Annotated in this window: 20 protein-coding genes; 15 read left to right on the forward strand and 5 right to left on the reverse strand. The window is 63.5% G+C overall.

The features are described 5' to 3' along the window. Nucleotides 1–16 precede the first annotated feature (16 nt). The 5 genes from rimO to J2W46_RS16505 all read left to right on the forward strand — a co-directional run bounded on the left by rimO (nt 17) and on the right by J2W46_RS16505 (nt 5,690). Entirely contained in the window at nt 17–1,408 is a 1,392-nt protein-coding gene (gene rimO, locus J2W46_RS16485; RefSeq protein WP_042318966.1) for a 30S ribosomal protein S12 methylthiotransferase RimO, read from the forward strand. 3 nt (nt 1,409–1,411) lie between these two features. Beyond that, entirely contained in the window at nt 1,412–2,347 is a 936-nt protein-coding gene (locus J2W46_RS16490) for a sugar kinase (protein WP_310355038.1), read from the forward strand. A 123-nt stretch (nt 2,348–2,470) separates the two neighbouring features. Then, nucleotides 2,471–3,655, forward strand: coding sequence for a beta-ketothiolase BktB (gene bktB / locus J2W46_RS16495; protein ID WP_310355040.1), 1,185 nt, complete (start codon nt 2,471–2,473; stop codon nt 3,653–3,655). A gap of 50 nt (nt 3,656–3,705) precedes the next feature. Continuing rightward, entirely contained in the window at nt 3,706–4,371 is a 666-nt protein-coding gene (locus tag J2W46_RS16500; protein WP_288823849.1) for a hypothetical protein, read from the forward strand. A 134-nt stretch (nt 4,372–4,505) separates the two neighbouring features. Beyond that, nucleotides 4,506–5,690, forward strand: coding sequence for a cystathionine beta-lyase (locus tag J2W46_RS16505; RefSeq protein WP_310355042.1), 1,185 nt, complete (start codon nt 4,506–4,508; stop codon nt 5,688–5,690). Between the two features lie 168 nt (nt 5,691–5,858). Here the strand turns inward: J2W46_RS16505 and serB are convergent, their stop codons facing one another. Beyond that, the gene (gene serB, locus J2W46_RS16510; protein ID WP_288823847.1) at nt 5,859–6,698 is read right to left on the reverse strand and encodes a phosphoserine phosphatase SerB; all 840 of its coding nucleotides are present in this window, start codon (nt 6,696–6,698) and stop codon (nt 5,859–5,861) included. 320 nt (nt 6,699–7,018) lie between these two features. On the opposite strand from serB, the gene J2W46_RS16515 reads away from it, so the two are divergent. The 4 genes from J2W46_RS16515 (at nt 7,019) to J2W46_RS16530 (ending at nt 12,976) form a co-directional block, all read left to right on the forward strand. Further along, nucleotides 7,019–8,263 carry a cytochrome P450 gene (locus tag J2W46_RS16515; RefSeq protein WP_310355045.1) on the forward strand — a complete coding sequence of 415 codons (1,245 nt, stop codon included), beginning with the start codon at nt 7,019–7,021 and terminating at the stop codon, nt 8,261–8,263. A 161-nt stretch (nt 8,264–8,424) separates the two neighbouring features. Further along, entirely contained in the window at nt 8,425–9,453 is a 1,029-nt protein-coding gene (gene ku, locus J2W46_RS16520) for a non-homologous end joining protein Ku (RefSeq protein ID WP_310355047.1), read from the forward strand. A 157-nt stretch (nt 9,454–9,610) separates the two neighbouring features. Then, nucleotides 9,611–12,619 (forward strand): DNA ligase D, encoded by a 3,009-nt coding sequence (ligD, locus tag J2W46_RS16525; protein ID WP_310355048.1) that lies wholly within the window; start codon nt 9,611–9,613, stop codon nt 12,617–12,619. Nucleotides 12,620–12,667: 48 nt separating this feature from the next. Next, entirely contained in the window at nt 12,668–12,976 is a 309-nt protein-coding gene (locus J2W46_RS16530) for a hypothetical protein (protein ID WP_310355051.1), read from the forward strand. A 184-nt stretch (nt 12,977–13,160) separates the two neighbouring features. On the opposite strand, the gene J2W46_RS16535 is transcribed toward J2W46_RS16530, so the two are convergent. Continuing rightward, entirely contained in the window at nt 13,161–14,123 is a 963-nt protein-coding gene (locus tag J2W46_RS16535) for a LysR family transcriptional regulator (protein WP_020065877.1), read from the reverse strand. Nucleotides 14,124–14,297: 174 nt separating this feature from the next. Here J2W46_RS16535 and J2W46_RS16540 point away from each other — a divergent pair, with 174 nt between their 5' ends. After that, the gene (locus tag J2W46_RS16540) at nt 14,298–15,314 is read left to right on the forward strand and encodes a zinc-binding alcohol dehydrogenase family protein (protein ID WP_020065878.1); all 1,017 of its coding nucleotides are present in this window, start codon (nt 14,298–14,300) and stop codon (nt 15,312–15,314) included. A gap of 200 nt (nt 15,315–15,514) precedes the next feature. Further along, on the forward strand, nt 15,515–16,078 hold the full coding sequence (locus J2W46_RS16545; protein ID WP_310355053.1) for a DUF6013 family protein: 564 nt from the start codon (nt 15,515–15,517) through the stop codon (nt 16,076–16,078). Nucleotides 16,079–16,118: 40 nt separating this feature from the next. Here J2W46_RS16545 and J2W46_RS16550 read toward each other — a convergent pair whose 3' ends face one another. Together J2W46_RS16550 and J2W46_RS16555 are read right to left on the reverse strand one after the other, a co-directional pair. Continuing rightward, nucleotides 16,119–16,925: an ABC transporter permease gene (locus tag J2W46_RS16550; RefSeq protein WP_310355054.1), complete on the reverse strand. Its 807-nt coding sequence runs from the start codon at nt 16,923–16,925 to the stop codon at nt 16,119–16,121. Next, nucleotides 16,922–17,632, reverse strand: a complete 711-nt coding sequence (locus tag J2W46_RS16555; protein WP_310355056.1) for an ABC transporter ATP-binding protein — start codon at nt 17,630–17,632, stop codon at nt 16,922–16,924. The genes J2W46_RS16550 and J2W46_RS16555 overlap by 4 nt, the downstream gene beginning before the upstream one ends. A 185-nt stretch (nt 17,633–17,817) precedes the next feature. Here J2W46_RS16555 and J2W46_RS16560 point away from each other — a divergent pair, with 185 nt between their 5' ends. After that, nucleotides 17,818–20,367 (forward strand): AsmA family protein, encoded by a 2,550-nt coding sequence (locus J2W46_RS16560; RefSeq protein WP_310355058.1) that lies wholly within the window; start codon nt 17,818–17,820, stop codon nt 20,365–20,367. Between the two features lie 275 nt (nt 20,368–20,642). On the opposite strand, the gene J2W46_RS16565 is transcribed toward J2W46_RS16560, so the two are convergent. Continuing rightward, nucleotides 20,643–21,134, reverse strand: coding sequence for a hypothetical protein (locus J2W46_RS16565; protein ID WP_006048904.1), 492 nt, complete (start codon nt 21,132–21,134; stop codon nt 20,643–20,645). A 334-nt stretch (nt 21,135–21,468) separates the two neighbouring features. Between J2W46_RS16565 and J2W46_RS16570 the strand changes: the two genes are divergently transcribed. The 3 genes from J2W46_RS16570 to J2W46_RS16580 all read left to right on the forward strand — a co-directional run bounded on the left by J2W46_RS16570 (nt 21,469) and on the right by J2W46_RS16580 (nt 25,680). Beyond that, nucleotides 21,469–23,079 carry a sensor histidine kinase gene (locus J2W46_RS16570; protein WP_310355060.1) on the forward strand — a complete coding sequence of 537 codons (1,611 nt, stop codon included), beginning with the start codon at nt 21,469–21,471 and terminating at the stop codon, nt 23,077–23,079. A gap of 73 nt (nt 23,080–23,152) precedes the next feature. Further along, complete coding sequence (locus tag J2W46_RS16575) at nt 23,153–23,656, forward strand: response regulator (RefSeq protein ID WP_310355062.1); 504 nt, start codon at nt 23,153–23,155, stop codon at nt 23,654–23,656. 50 nt (nt 23,657–23,706) lie between these two features. After that, nucleotides 23,707–25,680 carry a hybrid sensor histidine kinase/response regulator gene (locus J2W46_RS16580; protein WP_020065886.1) on the forward strand — a complete coding sequence of 658 codons (1,974 nt, stop codon included), beginning with the start codon at nt 23,707–23,709 and terminating at the stop codon, nt 25,678–25,680. The last annotated feature ends 55 nt before the right edge of the window (nt 25,681–25,735 follow it).

The following is a 25,735-nucleotide window of genomic DNA, read 5'->3' on the forward strand; positions in this document are numbered from 1 at the left end:
TACGCCGGATTCACCTATGCCGCAGACCATTTCCTCCACCTCGCCGACGCCTTCCAGTCCGAAGGTCGGCTTCGTCAGCCTCGGCTGCCCGAAAGCTCTCGTCGACTCCGAGCAGATCATCACGCAGCTGCGCGCCGAAGGCTATGAGATTTCGGGCACGTATGACGGTGCGGACCTCGTGGTCGTCAATACCTGCGGCTTCATCGACGAAGCGGTGCAGGAAAGCCTCGACGCGATCGGCGAAGCACTCAATGAAAACGGCAAGGTGATCGTCACCGGCTGCCTTGGCGCGAAGAAGAGCGCGAGCGGCTCGGGGCTCATCGAAGAAGTGCATCCGAAGGTGCTGGCCGTCACCGGTCCGCACGCGTTGGGCGAAGTGATGCAGCATGTGCACACGCATCTGCCGAAGCCGCACGATCCGTTCGTCGATCTCGTGCCGGCCGCTGGCGTGAAGCTCACGCCGCGTCACTACGCGTATCTGAAAATTTCCGAAGGCTGCAATCACCGCTGCACGTTCTGCATCATCCCTTCCATGCGCGGCGATCTCGTATCGCGGCCGGTCGCGGACGTGATGCTCGAAGCGGAAAATCTGTTCAAGTCCGGCGTGAAGGAACTGCTCGTTATTTCGCAGGACACGAGCGCTTACGGCGTCGACGTCAAATATCGCACGGGCTTCTGGAACGGCAAGCCGATCAAGACGCGTATGACCGATCTGGTCGGCGCGCTAGGCGAACTGGCCGCGCAATACGGCGCGTGGGTGCGCCTGCACTACGTGTATCCGTACCCGAGCGTGGACGAAGTCATCCCGATGATGGCGGCAGGTCCGTACAAGGGCCACGTGTTGCCGTATCTCGACGTGCCGTTCCAGCACGCGCATCCTGAAGTGTTGAAGCGCATGAAGCGCCCGGCCAACGCCGAGAAAGTAATGGAGCGCGTGAAGGCGTGGCGCGAAATGTGTCCGGATCTGACGATCCGCAGCACGTTTATCGCCGGCTTTCCGGGCGAGACCGAAGAACAGTTTCAGACGCTGCTCGACTTCATCCGCGAGGCCGAGCTGGATCGTGTCGGCTGCTTCGCCTACTCGCCGGTTGAAGGCGCTACGGCGAACGAGCTCGACGGCGCGTTGCCCGATGAAGTACGCGAGGAGCGCCGTGCGCGTTTCATGGAAGTGGCCGAAGAGGTGTCGGCGAAACGCATCGCCAAGAAGGTCGGCAAGACGCTGAAAGTGCTGGTCGATGAGATCAATGCCGACGGCGGTATTGGCCGCACTGCAGCAGATGCGCCGGAGATCGACGGCGTCGTGTATATCGCGCCCGCCGTGAAGGCGTCGAAGCGTTACAAGGTCGGCGATTTCGTGTCGGTGAAAATCACTGGCGCGGACGGCCACGACCTGTGGGGCGAGGTCTGAACGATGTCGGTGAACACGTCGGCTAAACCGGAAATCCTCGCGCTCGGCGAGGCGATGATCGAGTTCAACCAGTCGGCGAAAGACGAGCCGAACTATCTGCAAGGCTTCGGCGGCGACACGTCGAACTTCTGCGTCGCGGCGGCACGGCAAGGCGCGCGTACCGGCTTCGTGTCCGCGGTCGGCGCCGATCATTTCGGGCGCCTGCTGATCGATCTGTGGGAGCGCGAGCAAGTGGATACCGCGCTCGTACGCGTCGACCCGAATGCGTCCACTGGCGTTTATTTCGTCTCGCATGGCCCCGACGGCCACGCGTTCGACTATCTGCGCGCAGGTTCCGCGGCGAGCCGTTATGCGCCGCGCGACCTGCCGCTCGACGCAATCGCCGCTGCCAAAGTCATTCACCTGTCGGGTATCAGTCTCGCGATCAGCCTGAGCGCGTGCGACGCGGCGCTCGAAGCCATTACGCATGCGCGCGCCAATGGCGTGCAGGTAAGTTTCGACACGAATTTGCGCCTGAAGCTGTGGCCGTTGAACCGGGCCCGCGCGGTGATGCTCGAAGCCATCCGCCAGACCGACATCTGCCTGCCAAGCTGGGACGATGTCACCGAACTCACCGGTTTGACCGGTCGCGACGAGATCGTCGATTTCCTTCTGTCGCACGGTCCACGCGTGGTTGCGCTGAAACTGGGCAAGGAAGGTTCATACATCGCGACGCCCGACGAGCGGCGCGTCGTGCCTGGTCACGTTGTCAATGCGGTCGATGCAACCGGCGCGGGCGACTGCTTCGGCGGCGCATTCATCGCACGGCTAGTAGGAGGCGACGATCCCTTCGAAGCGGCGCGTTATGCGAACGTCGCCGCGGCGCTATCCACGCAAGGCTACGGCGCGGTCGCGCCGATTCCTTCGCGGGCGGCGGTCGAACGGATTCTCGCGGGCTGAGCGTCGCGCCTTGCGGGCCGCACTACGCGTCACATTACGAGCCGCATCAAGCGTCGCAATATGCGCCGCAATACGGGTCGAGCCAGAGCGAACCATCTTGAGAGACTAAACGAGGAGCGAGCAATGCAACGGGACGTAGTGGTGGTGAGCGGTGTGCGTACGGCAATCGGCGGTTTCGGCGGCAGTCTGAAAGACTTCCCGCCGACAGACCTCGGCGCGCGCGTCGTGCGCGAGGCCCTCGCGCGCGCAAGCGTGTCCGGCGACGAAGTCGGCCACGTAGTGTTCGGCAACGTCGTGCATACGGAACCGAAAGACATGTATCTGGCCCGCGTGGCCGCCATCAACGGCGGCGTCGCGCAGCACACGCCCGCGCTGACCGTGAACCGTCTGTGCGGCTCGGGCTTGCAGGCGATCGTGTCGGCCGCACAAAGCGTGCTGCTCGGCGACGCGGACATCGCGATCGGCGGCGGCGCGGAGAACATGAGCCGCGCACCTTACTCGATGCCCGCCGCGCGCTTCGGTCAGCGCATGGGTGACGCTCGCCTCGTCGACATGATGGTCGGCGCGTTGAACGATCCGTTCCAGTCCATTCACATGGGCGTGACCGCCGAGAACGTTGCGCGCAAATACGACGTTTCGCGCGAAGCGCAGGACGCGCTCGCGCTCGAATCGCATCGCCGCGCAGCCAACGCGATCACGAGCGGTTACTTCAAGGAACAGATCCTGCCGATCACGATTCCGTCGAAGAAAGGCGACACCGTGTTCGATACCGACGAACACGCGCGCATGAACGCATCGGCGGAAGATTTTTCCAAGCTCAAGCCCGTGTTCGCGAAAGAAAACGGCACGGTCACGGCGGGCAACGCTTCGGGCATCAACGACGCGGCCGCTGCTGTCGTTCTGATGGAGCGCAGCGTTGCCGAGCAGCGCGGCATCAAGCCGTTGGCGCGGCTCGTTTCGTACGCGCATGCGGGCGTCGATCCCGCCTATATGGGCATCGGTCCCGTGCCCGCGAGCCGCAAGGCGCTCGAGCGTGCCGGGCTGACGGTTGCGGACCTCGACGTGATTGAGGCCAATGAAGCGTTCGCCGCGCAAGCCTGTGCGGTCAGCAAGGAACTGGGCTTCGATCCGGCCAAGGTCAACCCGAATGGTTCGGGCATTTCGCTCGGCCATCCGATTGGCGCCACCGGCGCGTTGATCACCGTGAAGGCGTTGTACGAACTGCAACGCATTGGCGGCCGCTACGCACTCGTCACGATGTGCATCGGCGGCGGGCAGGGCATCGCCGCGATCTTCGAACGGATCTGAGTCGCCTGAAACGCAGCAGGCAGTAGCCAAGGCAATTGAGGAAAGAACGGATGCAGGAATCGAAACCGGTTAAAGGCGCGATGCGTCGGCGCGGCTGGACGGCTATGAGCGTTGCCGCATTGCTGTCCGTGAGCGTGGTGGTGTTGGCGCCGGAAACGGCGCGAGCGCAAAGCGATGCGGTAAAGGAACTCGCCGCGCCCCCGCCGATCCAGTTGCCGCTCAAGCCGAGCCCCGAGTTCGCCAGATTTCCGCGCTATAGCGGCATGCTCGGCTCACGCCAGATCGTGCTGCGCCTTGGCCCGAAGACGGACGATCCGTCCGGCGTTCATGGCGAGTATCAGTTCACGGACACCGGTGAAGTGATTCTGATCGCCGGCGACCGCGATGGCGACACGCTCGAAGTCGAGGAATCGAACGACGGCACGCACATTACCGGCAACTGGGTCGGCAAGTTCGCGGCGGACGGTTCCGTGGCGGGCGACCGGATGAACGTGGACGATTCGAACCCCCAGCCGTTCGATCTCAAGCCGCTGGCAGCCGGGCAAGCGGTGCCGGCAGCGGCCGCTGCTCCGAAAGACGGCAAGACCGCTGCGGGCGGCGCGGCTTCCGCGACTCGCTCCGATGCGGCGGCGCCCGCAGCCGCGGCTCCGCCGGCCGCGCCAACGGGTGCGGGCCGGCCGGTAGGCGGCGTCAGCAACCTGCAAACCGGCGAGTGATTCCGCGTCCGGCGCTCTTCGCGGGTTCGCGGCACCCACACCCGGCGCGGCGAAATTCCGCCGACTCGTCTACTCTTGCGTGAGCGGCGCGGCGTTCGCCGCTTTTCGCATCGTCTTTCTTCATTGAATTCACCATGACCCAATCCAAACTCAAACGGTCTTTGCAGACTCGCATCGTGCACGCAGAGGACAAGCTCACGCCGGGCTTCGAGTCTTTCTCCATGCCGGTCACGCGCGCGTCGACCGTCGTTTTCCCGGACCTCGCGACCATGCGCGCGCTCGACTGGAAAAACGACGCCCAATGGCGCTATGGCCTGCACGCAACGCCCACGTCGCTCGCTCTGGCGCAGCGCCTTGCCACGATCGAGGGCGGCAATCACGCGCTGTTGCAGCCTTCGGGACTGTCGTCTATTTCGAACGTGTACTTCGGGCTCGTCAAAGCGGGCGACGACGTGCTGATTCCCGACAACGTGTACTCGCCGAACCGCGATCACGGCGACTGGCTCGCACGCGATTTCGGCGTGACCGTTCGTTATTACGACCCGATGATCGGTGCGGGCATTGCCGAGCTGATCCAGCCGAACACGCGGCTCATCTGGCTGGAAGCACCCGGTTCCGTGACGATGGAAGTGGCCGACGTGCCTGCTATCACCGCGGCCGCCCGCGCGCGTAACGTGGTGACGGCAATCGACAACACCTGGTCCGCCGGGCTCGGTTTCCGTCCGTTCGATCACGGCGTCGACATCTCGGTGCAGGCGCTCACGAAGTATCAGTCGGGCGGCGGCGACGTGCTGATGGGCGCCACCATTACCGTCGATCGCGAACTGCATCTGAAGCTCAAGGCGGCGCGCATGCGCATGGGCATCGGCGTGTCGTCGGATGACTGCTCGTTGATCCTGCGCAGCTTGCCAACGATGCAAGTGCGTTTCCAGCAGCACGACCGCTCGGCGCTCGCGCTCGCGCAGTGGCTGAAGACGCGGCCGGAGATCGCCGCGGTGTTGCATCCGGCGATTGAAGACTGTCCGGGGCACGAGTTCTTCAAGCGCGACTTCACGGGAGCTGGCGGATTATTTTCCGTCGTGTTCGACGGACGGTATAGCGCCGCGCAGATCGACACTTTCTGCGAGTCGCTGGAGCTGTTTGCCATCGGCTGGAGCTGGGGCGGCGCGCATAGCCTCGTGATGCCGTACGACATTGCGTCGATGCGCATCGAAGGCGAGTGGCCGCATCGCGGCACGCTGGTGCGGTTCTATATCGGCCTCGAGGAAGAAGCCGATTTGCGCGCGGATATCGAGCAGTGTCTCGCAGCACTCGCGTGAACTGACGCTGCGTCGGCGCAGTGAGATAAGCCCACGGCGACGCATTCGCGGTGGGCTTTTTTATTGTGCTGCGCTCAGCGAGTCGCAGCCATCGGGCACAACGAAGAGGCAACGAAGACGCAACGAAGGCGCAACGAAGACGCAACCACGCCCGCGTCGCAGCAGACCTCAAAACAACCGCAACAACCCATCCAGTCCTACATAGTTGAACGCCACGCTGGCGGCTTCACGTACGACCGGCTTCGCGCGGAACGCAACAGAAAGTCCCGCTTCGGCCATCATCTTGAGATCGTTGGAGCCGTCGCCCATTGCGATTGCGCGCGACGGCTCGATGCCGAGCTGCGCGCACGTCTCGCGCAGCGTGCGCGCCTTCACATCGGCATTGACGATCTCGCCGATCACTTTGCCCGTCAGCTTGCCGTCCACGATGTCGAGCGTATTGGCGCGCGTGAAGTCGAGGCCGAGCCGTGCCTTCAGCTTCTCGGTGAAGAAATTGAATCCGCCGGAAACGAGTAGCGTTTTCAGTCCCGCTTCTTTCGCGCCCGCCAGCATCTGCTCGGCGCCGGGCGAAAGCTGCAGGCGTTCTTCATAGACGCGTTCGAGCGCGCTTGCGTCGAGTCCCTTGAGAAGCGCGACGCGGCGCGTCAGGCTTTCGTTGAAGTCTTTGATCTCGCCGCGCATCGAGGCTTCGGTGATCGCGGCGACTTCCGCTTTCAGACCGCAGAAGTCGGCGATTTCGTCGATACATTCGATCGTGATCAGCGTCGAATCCATGTCCATCGCGACGAGGCCGAAGTCGCGCAACTGACGGCCCGCTTCGACAAACGCGTAATCCAGCCGATGCGTGCCGCAATAAACGTCCAGGTCGGGACGCTGCGCAATATCGGCGTCGGAGATGCGGATAGCGTTTGCGTCGACGACGGTGGCGTGCGAACCGCGCGCGAGCGCAACGAGCGTCTTGTGATGATCGGCGGAAATCGGCGCGGGGCTTTGAATGACGAGGTTCATGAACGACGCATTGACGAGAAAAGGCGAGCGCGGGGCTCGCAGGAAATCCGCTTATTGTAACGGCTCGACAGGATGCGCCGTCGTGGATGCCAAAACGCGGGTTAGCGGCAATGCAATCCCCGCGCGCCTCGTTCATACTGACGGGTCAAACGATGCGCCACGCTCGCTGCATCCAGGCCTTCGAGTCGGCGCGAGAGCGCCGTCAACGAGAAAGGCTTTGACGACCGCTCGCTCGCAAGGCACCGCCAGAACACATTAAATGCGCGGAGCACGGTCATTGCGATGCAGGAGCAACAACGCACACCATACGGAGACAACGCATGCCCACGGCGACCGCCGGCGACACAGCCATCCTCGCGCGCGACTTCGACTTGCGCCATCTGAGCCCCGAGTTCTACGCGAATCCATATCCGGTTTACAGCGCATTGCGCACGCATGAGCCAGTGAAGCGCATGCCTGATGGCTCGCTTTTCCTGACGCGCTTTCGCGACGTGCAGGCCGTATATCGCGACCCGAAGACCTTCAGTTCGGACAAGACCGTCGAGTTCAAGCCCAAGTACGGCGACTCGCCGCTCTACACGCATCACACCACGAGCCTCGTGTTCAACGATCCGCCGCGCCATACGCGCGTGCGCAAGCTGATCGCCGGCGCGCTGACCGCGCGCGCGATAGCGGCAATGGAACCCGGTCTGGTGCGTCTCGTCGACGGTCTGCTCGATGCCGCGGCCGAACGCGGGCACATCGATCTGATCGGCGAGTTCGCGTCGGCGATTCCGGTGGAGATCATCGGCAACCTGCTCGACGTGCCGCATGCGGAACGCGAGCCGTTGCGCGACTGGTCGCTCGCCATTCTCGGCGCGCTCGAACCTTCGCTCACCAGCGAGCAGTTCGAGCGGGGCAATCGCGCGGTGACCGAGTTCGTCGACTACCTGCGCGATCTGGTCGCGCGGCGCCGGCGCGAACCGGGCGATCCTCAACACGATGTCCTCACGCGCCTCATTCAAGGCGAGCGCGGCGAAAGCGGCGACGGCGAACAATTGTCGGAAGAAGAGTTGCTGCAGAACTGCATCTTCATTCTGAATGCCGGCCACGAAACGACCACGAACCTGATCGGCAACGGGCTTGTCACGCTGACCGAATGGCCCGATCAGCGTGCCGCGCTGCTGGAAGATCCGTCGTTGATCGAATCGGCCGTCGAAGAATGTTTGCGCTTTGAGAGCTCCAACCAGCTCGGCAACCGCATGACGACCAGCGACACGGAGATCGGCGGCCTACCGGTAGCTCGCGGCACGCCGATCACGCTGTGCATCGGCGCGGCCAATCGCGACCCGGAGCAGTTTGCGGAGCCCGACCGCTTCGATATCCGCCGCGCGCCCAACCGCCACCTCGCATTCGGCTTCGGCATCCATCAGTGCGCGGGTCTGTCGCTCGCGCGGCTCGAGGCGCGCATTGCTATCGGCCGTTTCGTCCAGCGGTTTCCTGCTTATCGACTGGACGGCGAGCCGACGCGCGGCGGGCGCGTGCGGTTTCGCGGTTTCGCTTCGGTACCGCTGCTTTGCCGATAGAGGTAAGGGCGGCAATGCACGGGACTCCGTAGTTTTTGCCGCCAACATGCAAGACTTACAGCGCGGCGTGCGCATAGCCCAACGGCCTTGCGCCGCGCGTCGTCAAAAAACCGTGGCACGCTTGGTGCTTCTCCATGGGTCTTAGGCCCAGGGAGCGCACGATGGCACATATGATCTGGAAAGGCGCGATCAGCTTCGGCCTTGTCCACGTACCGGTGCAGTTGTATCCGGCTACGAAGTCGGAGAAGGTCGGCTTCAACCTGCTCGACAAACGCACGATCGATCCGGTCGGCTATAAGCAGATCAACAAGCGCACCGGGAAGGACGTGACGCGCGATAACATCGTGCGCGGCTTCGAATACGAGAAGGACAAGTACGTGGTGCTGACGGATGACGAGATTCGCGCCGCGAATCCCGAATCCACGCAGACGGTGGATATTCTCGCTTTCGTCGACGCGCCCGACATCTCGTTTCTCTACCTCGACACCCCGTACTTTCTGACGCCCGACCGCAAAGGCGAAAAGGTCTATGCGCTGTTGCGCGAGGCGATGAAATCGTCGGGCAAGGTCGGCGTGGCAAGTGTCGTCTTGCATAACAAGCAGCATCTTGCCGCACTGATTCCGGTCGGCCCGGTGCTCGCCCTGAACACGCTGCGCTGGGCTGAGGAAGTCCGCGACTTCGACGAATTCAAGCTGCCGGCCGAAGGCACCAAGGCGGCGGGCGTCAGCGCGCGTGAACTCGACATGGCGCAGAAGCTGATCGACGACATGAGCGATACCTGGGACCCGTCGAAATACCACGACACGTTCCGCGACGACATCATGGCGCTCGTCGACCGGAAGGTCCGCGAGGGCAAGACCGAGGAAATCACCGATATCGAAGCGCCGCGCGAGTCGCGTCAATCGGCCGACATTCTGGACTTGTCCGACCTGCTCAAGCGCAGCCTCGGGCGCGGTAAGAGCAAGCCTGCTTCGGGCACGCGCAAGCGCGCTGCCGCCGACGAGACTGCCGACGAAGACAGCGATTCGCAAGAGGACAGCGGCGCGACGGCATCGCGCAAAAAGCCACGCACGACGCGCTCCACGCGCGCGCCTCGCTCGAGTGGAAGCGGCACTAGCAGCGGCAGTGGAGGCGGGCGCGCCACGGCCAAGTCGACTACGACCGCGCGCAAGCGCCGCGCGGCGGCATGATGGAGCGGCGGGCGCAACAGGGCAGAACTAGCGGTGCGAACCGCGGCATGAACCCGCTCGTGCGCCGATCCGACGGCTCGGTTCGCTCGGTTGGCTGCGTTGACTCGGTTCAGGCGCCGCAAGCCATCGCCACCTCGCCCCCGATGGAGTTCGCGCGATGAACGACCGACTCGACCTCTACAACCGCAAGCGCCGCTTCGACGAAACGCCCGAGCCCGCCGGCAACAAGGCGGCCAAAAAGCGCGTCGGGCGCAATGCGGCGCGGCCAGGACCGGACGAAGGCCTGTCGTACGTGATTCAGGAGCACCACGCGCGGCGCCTGCATTACGACTTCCGTCTCGAATTGAACGGCGCACTGCTTTCGTGGGCGGTGCCGAAAGGGCCGAGTCTCGATCCGTCGGTCAAGCGTCTCGCCGTTCATGTCGAAGATCATCCGGTCGAGTACGGTTCGTTCGAAGGCGAAATTCCGCCGGGCAATTACGGCGCGGGCACGGTGATCGTCTGGGATCGCGGCACGTGGGAGCCGGTCGGCGGCGCGGCCGAGGCGGCGCGTGCTTATCGGGCCGGCAAGCTCAAGTTCCATCTGCACGGCGAAAAACTGCACGGCGGCTGGACGCTCGTGCGCAGCCACATGCGCGGCAACGCCGACAAGGAGCAATGGCTGCTCATCAAGGAACGCGACGACGAGGCGCGTCCCGAGAGTGAATACGATGTTCTCGCAGAACAGCCGGGCAGTGTGCTCGCCGCCGCGCCGGCCTCCAGTGGGAAAGCCGGCAAGCAGACGAGCAAGCAGACGAGCAAGCCAAAAGACAAGCAGGTTGCTGCGAAGCGAACGACAGCGGCCCCCGTCCGCGGCGATCCGAAGCGTCCGGACATCGTGGCGACGCGCAGCAGCGAGTCGCTGCGCGAACTCGCCGCGTCGCCGGCAATAGAAGGTGCGGTGGCAGCGAAACTGCCCGCGACGCTCAAGCCACAGTTGGCGACGCTCGTCGACGCTACGCCGCCCGGGGACGACTGGTCGTACGAAATCAAGTTCGACGGGTATCGCGTGCTCGCTCGCATCGACGCGAGCGGGAAGGGCCGCGACGTGCAGGTGTTCACGCGCGCGGGCAATGACTGGACCGCGAAGTTCGGCAAGCAGGTGAAGGCGTTCGAACGACTCGGAGTGGAAAGCGCGTGGCTCGACGGTGAAGCCGTGGTGCTCGACGAGAATGGCGTGCCCAACTTTCAGGCGTTGCAAAACGCGTTCGATTCGAACCGGCCGCAAGACATCGTCGTCTATCTGTTCGACGTGCCGTTTCTGAACGGCTACGACTTGCGCGGCGTGCCGCTGCAGCAAAGACGCGCGATTCTGCGCGCGCTGCTCGAAACGGTCGACGACAGCGTGCTGCGCTTTTCGAACGACTTCGAGTTCAGCGCCGAAGATCTGCTGAAAAGCGCGTGCGATATGGCGCTGGAAGGGATCATCGGTAAGCGGCGCGACAGCGGCTATAGCTCCGGCCGCTCGGCCACCTGGATCAAGCTCAAGTGCCGCCGACGCCAGGAGTTCGTGATCGGCGGCTATTCGGAACCGTCGGGCAGCCGCGCGGCGTTCGGCGCACTGCTTCTCGGCGTGTACGACAGCAAGGGCAAGTTGCAATATGCGGGGCGCGTCGGCACCGGTTTCGACGCCGCCTTGCTGCGCTCGGTGAAGAAAGAACTCGACGCACACGAGACGAAACGCATGCCGTTCGCAAGTCCGCCGCGCGAGCGCAGTCGCACGCCGGTGCATTGGGTCGAGCCCGTGCTCGTCGCCGAATGCAATTTCGCCGAATGGACGAGCGACGGTATCGTGCGCCAGGCGTCGTTCGTCAGTTTGCGCAGCGACAAGCCGGCGCGCCAGATCGTCAAGGAAGCACCACGCAAGGGGGACGACGTGCAACAGCAAACCGATATCGAGGCCCAATCCGACACGGCGCCGAAGAAACCTTCAGGACGGCGCGCGGCGGCTGAAGCGGATGACGACGTGCAGACTTCAGGCGCGAATAAGAAGCGCTCTGCCGGCAAAGCGGCGGCGGCAGAAGCAACGGACAACGACACGGAAAAGGGCGTAAAAACCACCGCGAAGGCGTCGGCTAAAACGACCGCTAAATCGACCGCTAAAACTGCTGGCGAAGCAACGACAACCACGCCGGCCGCAAAGACAGCGAGCAAAGCGGCAGCCAAAACCGCCACACTGAAAGACGAAGCCGCGGACACTAAACCCGCAGCATCGCGATCTAAAAAGTCCGCGTCGCCCGCCGAAGTCGCCGGCGTTCGCGTATCGCACCCGGACCGCGTGATCGACAAGAGCACCGGCGCGCGCAAGATCGACCTCGTGCAGTACTACGAATCGGTCGCGCGGTGGATGTTGCCGCATCTGGCGGACCGACCCGTGTCGCTCGTGCGCGCACCCGAGGACATTGGCGGTGAACTGTTTTTCCAGAAGCACAGCCAGAAGCTGTCGATCCCGAACATCACGCAGCACCCCGGGCTCGACCCCGGTCATCCTCCGCTCATCACCGTGGAGAGTGTGAAGGCGCTGGTCGGCGCCGCGCAAATGGGCACCATCGAATTTCACACGTGGAATGGCGTGGCATCGAACATTGAAAAGCCGGACCGCGTCGTGTTCGACCTGGATCCGGATCCGTCGCTCGGATGGGACCGGATGATCGAGGCCGCTCAGCTGACGCGCTCGCTGCTGGACGAACTCGGCCTCACGTCTTTTTGCAAGACGAGCGGCGGCAAGGGCTTCCATGTCGTGGTGCCGCTGTCGAAACACGCGGGTTGGGACGAGGTGAAGGAGTTTTCGCAGGCGGTCGCTCAGCACATGGCGAGCACGCTGCCCAAATATTTCAGCGCGAAAATGGGCGCGCAAAATCGCAAGCAGAAAATTTTCGTCGACTATTTGCGCAATAACCGCGGCTCGAGCACGGTCGCCGCGTTTTCCGCGCGGGCGCGGCCGGGGCTAGGCGTTTCGGTGCCGCTCGCCTGGGACGAAGTGGCGTCAACCACTGGCGGCGATCAGTGGAATATCGGGAACCTGCATGAGCGTCTTGCAAATCTGAAGAGCGACCCGTGGGCCGACTACTCGAAGACTCGACAGCGCATCACCGCGGCAATGAGAAAACGCCTGGACGGAGCGTAGCCGGCGCGTTCGCGTCGGCTGCAATAGTGAACACATAAGGAGCGGGTTATGAAAAGCACACCGCAATCGTCGGACGGCAGCAAGCAGGCCGATCCGCATGCCGAGAAGCATCCGGAGTCATTGGAAGACGCAGCTGCGCCGTTGCCGCATGAGAACGACCAGAGCGCCGGCTCGCAGCACGACGAAGAGCCACGGCGTGTCGGCAAGCAGGCGCATAGCGACGTCGAACGTGGGCTGCAGGACACGGATCGCCGCGGTGGCGGCGAGTATCAGGAAAAGACGCAGAACGACGCGCAGGCCGACGTGAACACCGATGGGAAATCGTCAGGTACCGCAGCCGGCAAGGCTGGCTCGTGAGGTATTGGAAGCTGACTTCCGGCTGCTGACGGAAGTCTGCTTGGCGCTAGCTGCGGATCTATGATCTCCAAGTTATGCCGAACCGAGGCTAACGGACGCATGGTTCACGACGACCTCGCGAACCTGCTGTCCTTCTCACAGTCCGCGTCGGCGCTCAGATCAACGATGCCGCATGTCACCAATCTCACTCCGGCTCGACGTCCCAGAAAGGTGGATCGCCGAAATGCGCGGCAAGAAAGTCGATGAACGCGAGCGTCTTCGGCGGTACGAAAGCGCGGCTCGGATACACAGCCCAGATCGCCACCTTCTCGGCGAGCGGGTAGTTTTCGAGCACGCTCACCAGTTCGCCGGTGCGCAAAAACGGCGCGACGTCCCATGTCGATTTGAGCGCGATGCCGAAACCCGCGAGGAGCGCGTCGCGGATCACTTCGCCGTTATCGGTGACCATGCGCCCGCTCACGCGCACGTCGAGCGTTCCCGCCGGCGTTTCGAATGCCCAGTCGCGTTGATCCGACAGAATCATGCACTCGTGCTGTACGAGATCCGATGGATGATGTGGTGTGCCGCGCTGCGCCAGGTAGGACGGGGCCGCACACAACACACGCCGGTTGACCGCGAGGCGGCGCGCGACCAGCGAAGAATCTTTGAGCACGCCGATACGGATAGCCACGTCGATACCCGCATCGACGAGATCGACAAGCTGATCGGTCAGCCGCAAATCGACGCTCACGCCCGGATAACGCCGCAGAAACTCGGTGATGACGGGCGACACGTGCTGCCGCCCGAACGACGACGGCATCGACACGCGCAGGCGGCCTTGCGGTTCCGCTTGCCCTCGGCCCACCGAAGCTCGCGCTGCGGCGGCCGCGTCGAGCAGCGCTTCGGCGCGCGCCATGAAGACTTCGCCGTCCTGCGTGAGACTGATGCGGCGTGTGGTTCGATGCAGCAGCCGGGCGCCGAGCAGCTTTTCCAGTTGCGCGATCCGCGAGCTTGCCACCGCCGCAGACAGGCCGAACTCGCGTCCCGCCGCCGACACGTTTGCCAGCAGCGCGGCGCGCACGAATAGTGCGACGTCGAGCAAGTCCAGCCGATCGCGTTCGCTGCCAGCCAGCCGCGAATCGCGAAAAGTAGATGCCGGAACGTCCATTATTTGGAAAATCAAAAAGATGTTTCAGCGATTATGCCGCTTTTATCGAAGTAAGAGGCGGCTTACGATCATGTCCATGGATCGGCGGTCTCAGTGAAACGGCGCGGCCAGCATCAAAACCCGTGCGGACCTCACCGGTTCTTCAACCTCATTCGAACACACACGGGAGCACTCATGAAAGCCGTTGGCCTTTACCGCTATTTGCCCATCGACCAGGACGAAGCCTTGATCGACGTGGATATCCCCAAACCCGAAGCGACTGGTCGCGATCTGCTCGTGAAAGTCGAGGCGATCTCGGTCAATCCGGTCGACACCAAGGTGCGCGCGCCAAAGGATACCGTCGAAAAGGCGCCGCGCGTGCTCGGCTGGGACGCCGCAGGCACGGTCGTCGCAGCGGGGCCGGACGTGACGCTGTTCAAGGTCGGCGATCCGGTGTTCTATGCGGGCAGCATCACGCGACCGGGCGCGAACAGCGAGTTTCATCTCGTTGACGAGCGGATCGTCGGACGCAAGCCCGCGTCGCTCGATTTCACGCATGCGGCCGCGTTGCCGCTGACGGCCATCACCGCATGGGAAGCGCTGTTCGATCGCCTCGGCGTCTCACCGCAAGGCGCGCACGAGGGGCGCACGGTGCTGATTTTCGGCGGCGCGGGCGGCGTCGGCTCAATTGGCATCCAGCTGGCCAAACAGCTCGCGAAGCTGACAGTGATCGCGACCGCGTCGCGTCCCGAGTCGGCGAAGTGGGCGACCGAGCTGGGCGCGGATCATGTGGTCGATCACTTCGGCGACATGCCCGCTCAATTGAAGAAACTCGGCATCGAACAAGTCGACTACGTGCTGATGTTCAACGACACGGACAAGAACTTTCCGATCGCGGCCGAGCTCATTAAACCGCAGGGCGGCATCTGCACGATCGTCGAAAATAGCAAGCCGGTGCCGGTCGAGTTGCTGAAGGCGAAGAGCGCCGCGTTTCACTGGGAGTTCATGTTCACGCGTTCCATGTTCGGCACGCCCGACATGATCGAACAGCACAAGCTGCTGACCGAAGTGGCGCGTCTCGTCGATGCCGGCACGTTGCGCACGACCGTCGGGCAACACCTCGGTGCGATCAATGCGGCGAACCTTCGGCGCGCGCATGCTCTGCTCGAAGAAGGGCGCGCGATCGGCAAGCTGGTCCTGACCGGCTTCTGATAAAACGCGTCCACGCAAGCGGGGTAACACCCGATGCTCAGGGAGCGCGCGCGACATCGCTTGGCGGTAGACTGGTGACGCATCATGCTAAAACGGTTGCGTGTCTCGCGTCTGCTGCCGGTTTCCGCGCGCTTTACCTGGACCATGCGGGGGCAGCGCACTGACGCGGGCATGCAGCGGCACAACAACGAGGTGACAGTATGAGCTCCAGCTTCAAACTCTCCGCCGTTCCAGTTGTCGCTTCTCTCGCTTGCGTGCTTTCTTGCGGCGTACTCGCGCCTGCGGCTCGGGCGGCCACGCCGATCACGGTGACGTCGCAATCCGCCCTCGACGGTCCGATTCGCTACACGGTGCGCGTCACCTCCAAACAATTCGGCAACTCGCAGGAAACGCGCACCATTCGCTCCGGTCAATCGGACGACTTCACGTGGAAGACGGTGCCGCCCGGCGGCGCAATTCCTGCGGCGGATGCGTGTCCGAACTACGCGTCGCTGCCGCTCGACTCCAATGGCGCGATGATTCGCCAGACACAGATCCGCCTCGCGCCGGTCGTCGCCGACGACGGCACGGCGACCGTGCAATTGAATTTTCAGGCGCACAAGCCCGATGGCCTGAAGACTGTCACGGCCAATGGAAAATCGCTCAAGTGTCCGAACGATGTCAGCATGAGCCAGGTGCTCCGGTTCACGATGCCGGTGAACGGCAGCACGAAGACGCTGACGCTCAGCGACGGCACGACTGTCGCGATCAGCGCGAAACGCTGACGGTGGTGGAGCGTTTTTGGCAGAAGCTGGTCCGAACCGTTCAACGCCGCACGCCGGCCCGTTCGATCAGCCGCGCCGACAGAAACCGGTGCTCCGCTGAAAAGAGGCGTCGATAGATGAGCAGCACCGCGCCTACCGTGCCGAGCGCCGACGATGCCGCGATCAGAAACATGATCACGATCTGATAACGCACCGCCTGCAACGGCGACTGGCCGGCCAGCACCTGGCCGGTCATCATGCCGGGCAGGCTGACTACGCCGACCACGGCCATCTGGTTGAGCGTCGGCATCATGCCCGCGCGCACCGCCTGACGAGCAGGCGCTTGCGCCGCTTCCCAGCGCGTCGCACCGAGCGCTAACGCCATTTCCACGCGATCTCGCCGGGCGGTCAGCTCCTCGGTCATTCGTTCGATGCCAAGCGAGACGCCGGTGAGCGTATTGCCGAGGATCATGCCGAGAATCGGAATCGCATATTGCGGTTCGTACCAAGGGTGAATGCGGATCACGACGAAGAGCCCGACCGCTGCCACCAGCCACGAACTCACCCAGATCGACAGCACACTGTCCGCGCGCTGTCCCGCGTAGGTGCGGCTGCCGCGCTGCGCACCGGCAAAGCCGGCGATCAGCGTCATCACGGTCATCAACGGCAGCACGACAAACCAGTGGTCGTAGCGAAACACCCAACCCAGCACATAACCGATCGCGAGCAACTGCACGACGGTGCGCACGGCGGCCCACGCGAGCTTGCGTTCGAGATCGAGCTTGAGCGCCACCGACACCGCGCCGTTCACGACGATCAGCAACGCGGCAATCGCGACGTCCCAAAGACTCAGGTTTTGCAATGTCATCGGCTGGACGCTCCTTGCTCGGACGTGACGGCGGGCTCGTCGAGGACGCCCGCATGCATTGTCAGATGACGCTCGCTCATGCGAGCAGCTTGTGCCGGGTCGTGCGAGACCCAGATTGAAGCGTGCGCGCGGCGATCTGCGTCGAACCATGCCCGCACGAGTCCTTCGATTGCGTGCGACGACTCAGGGTCGAGTGACGCAGTCGGTTCGTCGAGCAGGAGCACTTCGGGCGCGAGTTGCAGTACGCGAATCAGCGCGGTGATTTGCGCTTCGCCGCCTGACAGTTCGCTTGCGCGTTTGCCGAGAAAATCGCCCGCACGGCGAGCCTGCGCGGCCAGATCGGCCGCCTTTTCGCGGTCAAAGCGCGTGTCGCGATACGCGCGCAGTTCGAACGGATAACGCAGATTGTCTTCCACTGTGCCGTCGAGCAGCGCGGGCCGCTGCCGGATATAGGCGACGCTGCGCCGGTAACGAGGAATCGCGGCTCGCGCGACGGGCGCGCCATGCCAGACGATCCGTCCGGCGTCGAGCGGATCGAGCAGCGCGAGTGCTCGCAGGAACACGCTCTTGCCTGAGCCCGACGCGCCTGAGATGGCGACGCGGTCGCCGGCATGCAGCGCGAACGTGGTGGACTGGAGCAAGGTCTGGCCGCGCGATGCATCGCGCCGGACGATGCCATCGGCGAAAACGAAGGGGACATCGGTCATGAAAGCAAGTGGTGCGTAGAGGGCGGGGTGCGCGATGCAGCATCATAAAGTGGACTGAGGCCTGCGGCGAGCCGCCGAGCCTTCGAGCCCCAAGCCGCTGAGCTGCCAAGCCTCAACGTGCGCACAAAGCGGGCACAAGATCTGCTGCGCGATCGACAACCAACAAGAAACCATGGAGCCTTTTGATGGCACGGTCGAGCACAATGGGAAGACGGATCGGCAAAATCGTCGCATGGATAGTCGCGATCATCGTCATCCTCGTGGTTGCGCTCACCGTTTTTATTCTCACGTTCGACTGGAACCGCGCGCGGCCGTATGTCAACGACAAGGTCACGCAGGCGATCGGTCGGCAGTTCACCATCAATGGGGATCTGAAAGTAGGCTTCCGGCACCCGGCCGGCGAAATCGGCTGGAAAAGCTGGGTGCCCTGGCCGCGCTTCTCGGCGGCCAACATCACGATAGCGAACCCCGACTGGGCGAAGCGCCCGCAGTTCGCGACGCTCGACGAGATCGACTTCCAGGTGAAGGTCCTGCCGCTCATCGCGCACAACATCGTGATCCCGGCGATCAACCTCGTGAATCCTTCGGTCGATCTCGAACGCATGCTCGATGGCCGCAACAACTGGACGTTCCAGCTGCCGTCGTCGAAAACGCCGTCGCAGTGGAAGCTGCAGTTGCACGACATCGTGTTCGCGAAAGGCAATATCGCGCTCTCTGACGAGCAGAAGAAGGTCGACGTGCAGATGGTCGTCGATACGCTCGGTCAGCCAATTCCGATCGGCGAGGCGATGAAGCAGCAGGAGGAGGCGTCGCGCAAGGCATCGGCGGAAGCGGTCGGCAAAGAGGGCGCGAAAAAACTGAGCGCCCAGGCTGATGCGCAGGCGGCGTCGGCGGCCTCGGCCGCTTCCGCAGCGGCGGCTTCAGGTGCTTCTGCAACGGACATCCACGCATCCGGCACGACGGCGGCGACAGGCGCCGCGGGCGGGCTCACCGCGGGCGGTTCGAAGGGCGCAAGCGGCGCGGCGTCCACGGCGGTCGCAGCGGCCGCAGCTGGATCGGGCGCGAGCGGTGCACAAGCGCCGGCGGCATCGAGCGCAAGCGGCGCTAGCGCCGACAGCACGAACGCGGCGCGGGGCGCGCAGCGCGAAGTGCCGCCGTATGCAATCGGCTGGACCCTGAAAGGCACCTACAACAAGACCCCGGTCTCGGGCAGCGGCAAAGTGGGCGGTGTGCTGGCGCTCCAGGACGCCAACCGGCCGTTCCCCGTTCAGGCCGATGTGAAGGCAGGCGATCTGCATGTCGGCCTCGTGGGCACCATCACGGACCCGGCGCACCTTTCGGCCGTCGATATGCGCCTGTGGGTGCAGGGCAGCAGCATGGCCAAACTCTATTCGCTGACAGGCGTGACGTTGCCCGACACGCCGCCCTACGCAACGGAAGGGCGCCTCGTCGGTCAGTTCAAGAACACCGGCAACGTCTTCAAGTATGAAAACTTTACAGGCCGCGTAGGCGGCAGCGACCTGAACGGCTCGCTGACCTATACGGCGCGCCGGCCGCGACCGCTGTTGCAGGGCGAACTCGTGTCGCATCTGCTGCAGTTCTCCGATCTCGCGCCGGTGATCGGCGCGGACTCCAACGCGAGCAAGGCCAAGCGCGGGGATGCGGCCAGGCAGCCGTCCGATAAGGTCCTGCCGGTCGAGGAATTCCGCACCGACCGCTGGAAGGCGATCGACGCCGACGTGAAGTTCACCGGCCGGCGCATCGTCAAGAACGCCGATCTGCCGATTACAGATCTCTACACGCACGTCGTGATGACAGACGGCGTGCTGTCGCTCGAGCCGTTGAGGTTCGGCGTAGCCGGAGGCACGCTCGCTTCCAACATTCATCTGGACGGCAGCAGCGCGCCGCTGAAGGGACGCTTCGCGACCTCTGCGCGACATCTGAAGTTAAAGCAGCTGTTCCCGAACTTCAAGACGATGCAAAACGCGCTGGGCGAGATCAATGGCGACGCCGCGCTGACCGCGACGGGCAACTCGCCCGCGGCGCTCGCGGCCACTTCGAACGGCGAAGTGAAGGCGCTCGTCACCGAAGGGACGGTGAGCCGCTTGCTGATGGAAGCCGCGGGCCTGAACGTCGCGAACGTCGTGTATGAAAAGCTGTTCGGCAATCGGGACGTGAAGATCAACTGTGCCGCCGCGGACTTTGTCGCGACCAACGGCGTGCTCGATTCGCGCGTGTTCGCACTCGATACCGACGACGCCGTGATCGACATCGACGGCAATATCAATCTGCGCGACGAAACCATGGACCTCGGCGTGCATCCGCATACGAAGGGCTTTCGCGTGTTCTCGTTGCGCTCGCCGCTGTATGCGAAGGGCACGTTCAAGAACCCGCACGTCGGTGTGAACGTGGGCGCGCTGGCGTTGCGGGGCGGGGCAGCTGTGGGCCTCGGCCTCATCAATCCATTCGCCGCGCTGCTGCCCTTGCTGGCGCCGAGTAACAACAAGCCGTTGCCGTGCACTCAACTGCTGTCGCAAGTCCGGCAGGCACCGACGGCGCCGCCGCCGGGCACCAAACAGAAGCCCAAGCCCGCGATTTCGCTCGAAGGGGTGCCGGTCAACAAGCGTTCATCGACCGCGGCTTCGGATGCTTCCGCAGCTTCGGCCCCCGCGCCGACCGGACGCAAGCCCGCGACCGTTTCGCCCGCGAGCGCGGCCGAGTACAAGGGAAGCTGATGCACTTCCTTCTACCTGCGGGCTGGTTCGACTGGACCCTTGGCGGCGGCTTTTCGTTCGTTTTTCTATGGCTGATTAGCGTGCCGTCTACATAGCACGGCGAACGCAGGGCCGGCGTAAGCGCGATGATGTAGCACAGGCGTGACGAGTTCGCGGGAGCGAAGCTCGCCGCGCGATCATACTGTGACCACTGCATGACCGAAGCATGAGCGAAGCATGAGCGCAGCGTGGTCACCGTATGACCACGCCGTGCAAGGGAGGGTGAGAGGTTCCGCCTAGCGCAACGACCGCGGCGTTGCGTCGCCCGCCGCATCTTGCCGGCGAACTCCGCGACGCGCACCGACGCGTGTCGCGCCAAACTCGGTCAGGATCTTGCCGCGAGCGCGGCTCGCAAATACCAGGAATCCGAAGCCGTCCGCTTCATACCAGTAACCACCGTTCTCGAGACCGTCGAGCGGCTGTTCCAGTGCATTCGTGATGGATTCGATGCAGCGCCGCCGCAATTCGGCCGCGGCCGGGTAAGGAGGGTGTGCGCCGCGCACGCTGCATAGAAGCACGTCGAGACCGGGCAACACATGTGCATAAAGAACCGGCTCGTCTTGCGCGCGAGCGCGCGCAATTTTGGTGTCGAGTTGACCGAAGGGCTTGAAATGCCGTAGTACCGCGAGGAACGACTCATCGCCGTCCACCTTCGCGCGTCTACGCTTTTTCGGGAAGGACATAAAAATTCGCCTGAAAAAGAATTGCAAGAAACGCAGCGTCCTCATGCGACAACTCCCGGCTTCGCGCGCCGCACGTCGATCTTTTATAGCATACGACAAGGCCGGATTCACGATGATTCGACGACTCCGCCGCCTCACCGACTCCCGCACGAATCATGCCGAACCGCCTCGCCGCGCGCCTTCGCATTCCAGCACATCTGACTCCATCATAGACGCACGACGCGCCGAAAAAACATCTTGCACCAATAAAAAAGTCATTTTTATGTGGGCGTGGGCATCTTGCGCTCACGTTGAAATATTGCCGATTCACGTCGATAATGGCCCGTCTGGCTGGCGGGTTCCCGCAAGCTGCCGCTGCGTGAACGACCTTCGGGCGAACATGAAATTATTCACCAAGGGCCTGCTGCTGATCGCAGTGCCCAGCCTGGTGGAGCTGGCGCTTCTTGGCGTCGTCTTCGATACTCAGGAGCAGACAGCCCAAGCCGCGCAATGGGTCACCAATAGCAAGCAGATTCTTTACCAGTCATCGGCAATTGTCGATCCGCTGCTGCGCGAGGCGGCTCGGGTTCGTACCGGCATTGTGATCGGCGATCCGTCGTTGCTCGAGCGGCATACGGTGTGGATCGACGTAAGCGACCGTCTGTCGAAGCTCGACGCCCTGGTTGCCGATACGCCGCAGCAGGTCGAGCGGGTTCATAAGATGAAGCGCGCAATCGACGCATACCGCGCGCAGACCGTAATGATTTCGCAGGCGTTGCGTGACGGGCGCAATCTGCAATCGCTCGCCGCGCTCGAGAGTGGTGCGTTGCCGCAGCCAGTCGCCGCATTTCGCGACGGACTCGCGGCCTTTGGCGAAGAAGCTTCGCGTCTCGATGCTGAGCGCTCGGCGGCTCTGGTGCGGCGTCGCGAGCATCAGCAATATGCGCTGATCGCCGCAGTGATCGGGTCCATGCTGATCTGGGCGGGTACCGCAGTCGTGTTTGCGCGCAGCATCGGGCGGCGCCTCGAAGTGCTGACCGATAACGCGGAGCGCCTTGGCAACGGGCGGCCGCTTGCCGCGCGCCTGTCCGGTAACGACGAAATCGCGGCGCTCGACGCCGTGCTGCATCAGACCGGCGCGCGACTGCGCGAGGCGGAGGCCGAGCAGGCGTCGCTCAAGGAGCGTCTTGAAGCGCGTGCGCAGGAACTGGCTGGCGTCAATGAGGAACTGCGCCAGGAGACGCAAGACAACGAAATGTTTATCTACAGCGTATCGCATGACTTGCGCTCGCCGCTCGTAAACCTGCAAGGGTTTTCGAAGGAGTTGCAGGTCTCGTGCGATGAGCTGGACAGCATCGTCGTCGAAGGGCGGCTGCCGGCAGCGGAACAAAAACGTATGGCGCATATTCTCGACGGCGATGTGCGCGAATCCTTGCAATACTTGCGTAGTGCGGTCACGCGGGCTGCGGCGATCATCGAAGCGCTGTTGCGAATATCGCGTGCCGGCCGGCTCGAATATCAATGGCAACGGGTCAGCGTTGCGCGCGTGGTGGCGCGCGTCGCCGAGACCTTGCAGCGCGCCATCGAGGAGCGCGGTGCGGTTGTTACCGTGCGCGATCTGCCGCCGGCATGGGGCGACCCGGCCGCGATCGAACAGATCTTCAGCAATCTGATTGGCAACGCGTTGAATTATCTGGACCCCGCGCGCAACGGACGCATTGAGATCGGTGCGCTCGAACCGGAGCCCGTCGACGAAAACGGGCCGCGCGCGATTCGCATGCGCACGTACTATGTGCGCGACAACGGCCTGGGCATTCCGGCCGCTTATATGTCGAAGGTGTTTCGAGCATTTCAACGTCTGCATGGCGATGTAGCGAACGGCGACGGAGTCGGTCTGGCGGTCGTGCGGCGCACCGTGGAGCGGCATGGCGGGCGTGTGTGGGTGGAGTCCGCGCAAGGCGCTGGATCGACGTTTTTCGTGGTGTTGCCGGAGCAGCCCGCGCGGCCATGAACTGCGCCGGGCGCAGTGCGGACAGTGGCACTGACCTGCATGAACCGGCTGGAACCGACAGAATGGAGGGCATATGAGTCACGGGGAGACGGTCAGCATTATTCTGATCGAAGACGACGACGGCCATGCCACGCTCGTCGAGCGCAATCTGCGCCGTGCCGGCATTTCGAACGGCTTCGTGCGCTTTCGCGACGGTCAGCAGGCGCTCGATTATTTTTTCGGCACAGACGCGGGCGACGGCGCCGCTGCGGCGGGCGGTAGCGTCACAAGCCGTCATGCCGATGCCGAAGATCTGAGGAATTCCGTCGTACTGCTGGACCTGAAGATGCCGCGCGTCGATGGCTTCGAGGTGTTGCGGCGTCTGAAGGAATCGCCGCACACCGCGCCCGTGCCCGTGATCGTGCTGACCACCACAGACGACCCCCGCGAAATCGCGCGATGCTATGAACTCGGCTGCAATGTCTACATTACGAAGCCGGTCGAGTACGATGCGTTTATTGAAGCGGTACGTCGCCTCGGCTTCTTCCTGCAGGTGGTCAAGCTGCCTTCCGGGCATCGCTTCACTGCGTCATCATGACGTGACAGCAATGCCACATACTCTCCAGACCTACTGACCGCGACTCGCGCATGACTGAAGAAGTGTCTCCGCCGCCCGCAGCATGCATTCTCGTCGTCGATGACGACGAGGGCATCTTGCGGCTCGCGCGCAAGTCGCTCGAACGCGCCGGCTGCCGGGTTGCGGTCTGCGCAAGCGTCGAGGCGGCTCGTGAGCGGCTCGCGGACGGCGGCCTGGATCTGCTCGTGCTCGACTATCAACTGAGCGGTCCGCAAACCGGCCTCGACTTTTTCCGCCGGTTGCGTTCGGAAGGCGTGCGGATTCCCGCCATCCTCGTGACAGGTTTTACAGACGAGTCGCGCGTAATCGAGGCGTTGCGCGCCGGCGTGTCCGACGTAGTGCCCAAGTCGGGCGATTACCTCGATTACCTGCCCGAAGCAGTGGAGCGCGTTCTGTCGCAAGTGCGCTTGCAGCGTGCGTCGGAAGAAGCATTGCTGCTGCGTGACCGCGAGCAGCATTACCGCAACCTGTCGGAGACGCTGCCGCACCTCGTGCTCACCTGCAATGCGTCCGGCGACTGCGATTTTCTGTCGAAGCAGTGGTACGACTACACCGGCCTTGGCGAGAACAGTTCGCATGGGTTGGCCTGGCTCGACGCCGTGCATCCGGACGATCGCGAAGAAGTTCGCCGCAGCTGGCTAAAAGCGGTGGCAAGCAATGCGGGCACTTATCGGCACGAGCTGCGCATACGCCGCCACGACGGCGAGTATCGCTGGTTCGATGCGCGCATGGTCGCGACGCGCAACGCTGAAGGCAACTTCAGCAAATGGTTCGGCAGTTGCACAGATGTTCATTCGGAACGCGAAGCCATGCAGGAGCGTGAACGGCTTCTCGCTTCTGAACAGGCGGCGCGGCAGACCGCCGAAGAAGCGAATCGCGCGAAAGACCGCTTCCTCGCGATGCTCTCGCACGAGTTGCGCACACCGCTCACACCTGTACTGGCCGGTGCAAGCGTGCTCGAGATGATTCCCGACCTGCCGGATCAGGCGCGCTCCAGCGTGCGCATGATCCGCCGCAATGTCGAACTGGAGGCGCGTCTGATCGACGATCTGCTCGACCTTACGCGCGTGGCCAACGGCAAGCTGCGCCTGTCGCTCGAAACGGTCGACGTGCACGAGGTGATAGACAGCGTGCTCGAGCTTTTCCGCAGCGAGATCCAGGTCAAGCAGCAGGACGTGCATGTGCACAAGGACGCGCAGCATCACTACGTGCTTGCCGATCGCGCGCGCCTGCAGCAGATGCTATGGAACCTGATTCGCAACGCCGCGAAGTTCACGCCTGACGGTGGACACATCTACGTGCGCACGCGCGATGAGCGCATGCATGTGCAGATATGCGTCGAAGACACGGGCATTGGCATCGAGCCGGAACAGATCGGCAAGCTGTTCAACGCGTTCGAGCAGGGCGATCAGAACATGACGCGGCAGTTCGGCGGGCTAGGTCTCGGCCTCGCAATCACGAAGGCGCTAACGGACGTGCATGGCGGCACGGTCACGGCCCAAAGCCCTGGGCCGCATTGCGGCGCGACGTTCACGATTACACTGCCGACCGCGGCGGCGCCTGCGCAAAGGTTGCAGGCGGTATTGCCCGAGCATGTGCATCCCGCTGGCGTGCTGAACATTCTGCTGATCGAGGATCACGTGGATACGGCCGAGGTCATGGCGCAACTGATTCGCACACTTGGCCACGACGTCACGACGGTGGGCCGTGTGGACGACGCACTGGCCGCCACGCAGTTGCAGGAATTCGATCTGGTTATCAGCGACGTCGGCTTGCCCGACGGCACTGGCCTCGACTTCATCATGGCGTATCGCGAGCATTGGGATGCGCCCGCGGTTGCGCTGACCGGTTTTGGCACCGACGAAGATGTACGCCGCTGCCTTGCCGCTGGTTTCACCTCGCATTTGACGAAGCCGGTCAATTTCGCGCAGCTTGAAGCGATGATCGAGAGCGCGATCAATCTGAAGGCACGAAAGCAGGCGTAAGGCGTGACGCGAATTGCGAAGTCGCGGATGGTGAACAACTGCTGTGAGCGGGTAT

This window comes from Paraburkholderia strydomiana, from assembly GCF_031456815.1.
GTDB lineage: Bacteria > Pseudomonadota > Gammaproteobacteria > Burkholderiales > Burkholderiaceae > Paraburkholderia > Paraburkholderia caledonica.

Coding starts and splice junctions, on each gene's coding strand:
- J2W46_RS16550 (WP_310355054.1), bottom strand. CDS start 16,925: ATGACATTGCAAAACCTGAGTCTTTGGGACGTCGCGATTGCCGCGTTG.
- J2W46_RS16500 (WP_288823849.1), top strand. CDS start 3,706: ATGCAGGAATCGAAACCGGTTAAAGGCGCGATGCGTCGGCGCGGCTGG.
- J2W46_RS16505 (WP_310355042.1), top strand. CDS start 4,506: ATGACCCAATCCAAACTCAAACGGTCTTTGCAGACTCGCATCGTGCAC.
- J2W46_RS16560 (WP_310355058.1), top strand. CDS start 17,818: ATGGCACGGTCGAGCACAATGGGAAGACGGATCGGCAAAATCGTCGCA.
- J2W46_RS16530 (WP_310355051.1), top strand. CDS start 12,668: ATGAAAAGCACACCGCAATCGTCGGACGGCAGCAAGCAGGCCGATCCG.
- J2W46_RS16570 (WP_310355060.1), top strand. CDS start 21,469: ATGAAATTATTCACCAAGGGCCTGCTGCTGATCGCAGTGCCCAGCCTG.
- ligD (WP_310355048.1), top strand. CDS start 9,611: ATGAACGACCGACTCGACCTCTACAACCGCAAGCGCCGCTTCGACGAA.
- J2W46_RS16535 (WP_020065877.1), bottom strand. CDS start 14,123: ATGGACGTTCCGGCATCTACTTTTCGCGATTCGCGGCTGGCTGGCAGC.
- J2W46_RS16545 (WP_310355053.1), top strand. CDS start 15,515: ATGAGCTCCAGCTTCAAACTCTCCGCCGTTCCAGTTGTCGCTTCTCTC.
- J2W46_RS16575 (WP_310355062.1), top strand. CDS start 23,153: ATGAGTCACGGGGAGACGGTCAGCATTATTCTGATCGAAGACGACGAC.
- J2W46_RS16580 (WP_020065886.1), top strand. CDS start 23,707: ATGACTGAAGAAGTGTCTCCGCCGCCCGCAGCATGCATTCTCGTCGTC.
- rimO (WP_042318966.1), top strand. CDS start 17: ATGCCGCAGACCATTTCCTCCACCTCGCCGACGCCTTCCAGTCCGAAG.
- J2W46_RS16565 (WP_006048904.1), bottom strand. CDS start 21,134: ATGAGGACGCTGCGTTTCTTGCAATTCTTTTTCAGGCGAATTTTTATG.
- J2W46_RS16490 (WP_310355038.1), top strand. CDS start 1,412: ATGTCGGTGAACACGTCGGCTAAACCGGAAATCCTCGCGCTCGGCGAG.
- serB (WP_288823847.1), bottom strand. CDS start 6,698: ATGAACCTCGTCATTCAAAGCCCCGCGCCGATTTCCGCCGATCATCAC.
- bktB (WP_310355040.1), top strand. CDS start 2,471: ATGCAACGGGACGTAGTGGTGGTGAGCGGTGTGCGTACGGCAATCGGC.
- J2W46_RS16515 (WP_310355045.1), top strand. CDS start 7,019: ATGCCCACGGCGACCGCCGGCGACACAGCCATCCTCGCGCGCGACTTC.
- ku (WP_310355047.1), top strand. CDS start 8,425: ATGGCACATATGATCTGGAAAGGCGCGATCAGCTTCGGCCTTGTCCAC.
- J2W46_RS16555 (WP_310355056.1), bottom strand. CDS start 17,632: ATGACCGATGTCCCCTTCGTTTTCGCCGATGGCATCGTCCGGCGCGAT.
- J2W46_RS16540 (WP_020065878.1), top strand. CDS start 14,298: ATGAAAGCCGTTGGCCTTTACCGCTATTTGCCCATCGACCAGGACGAA.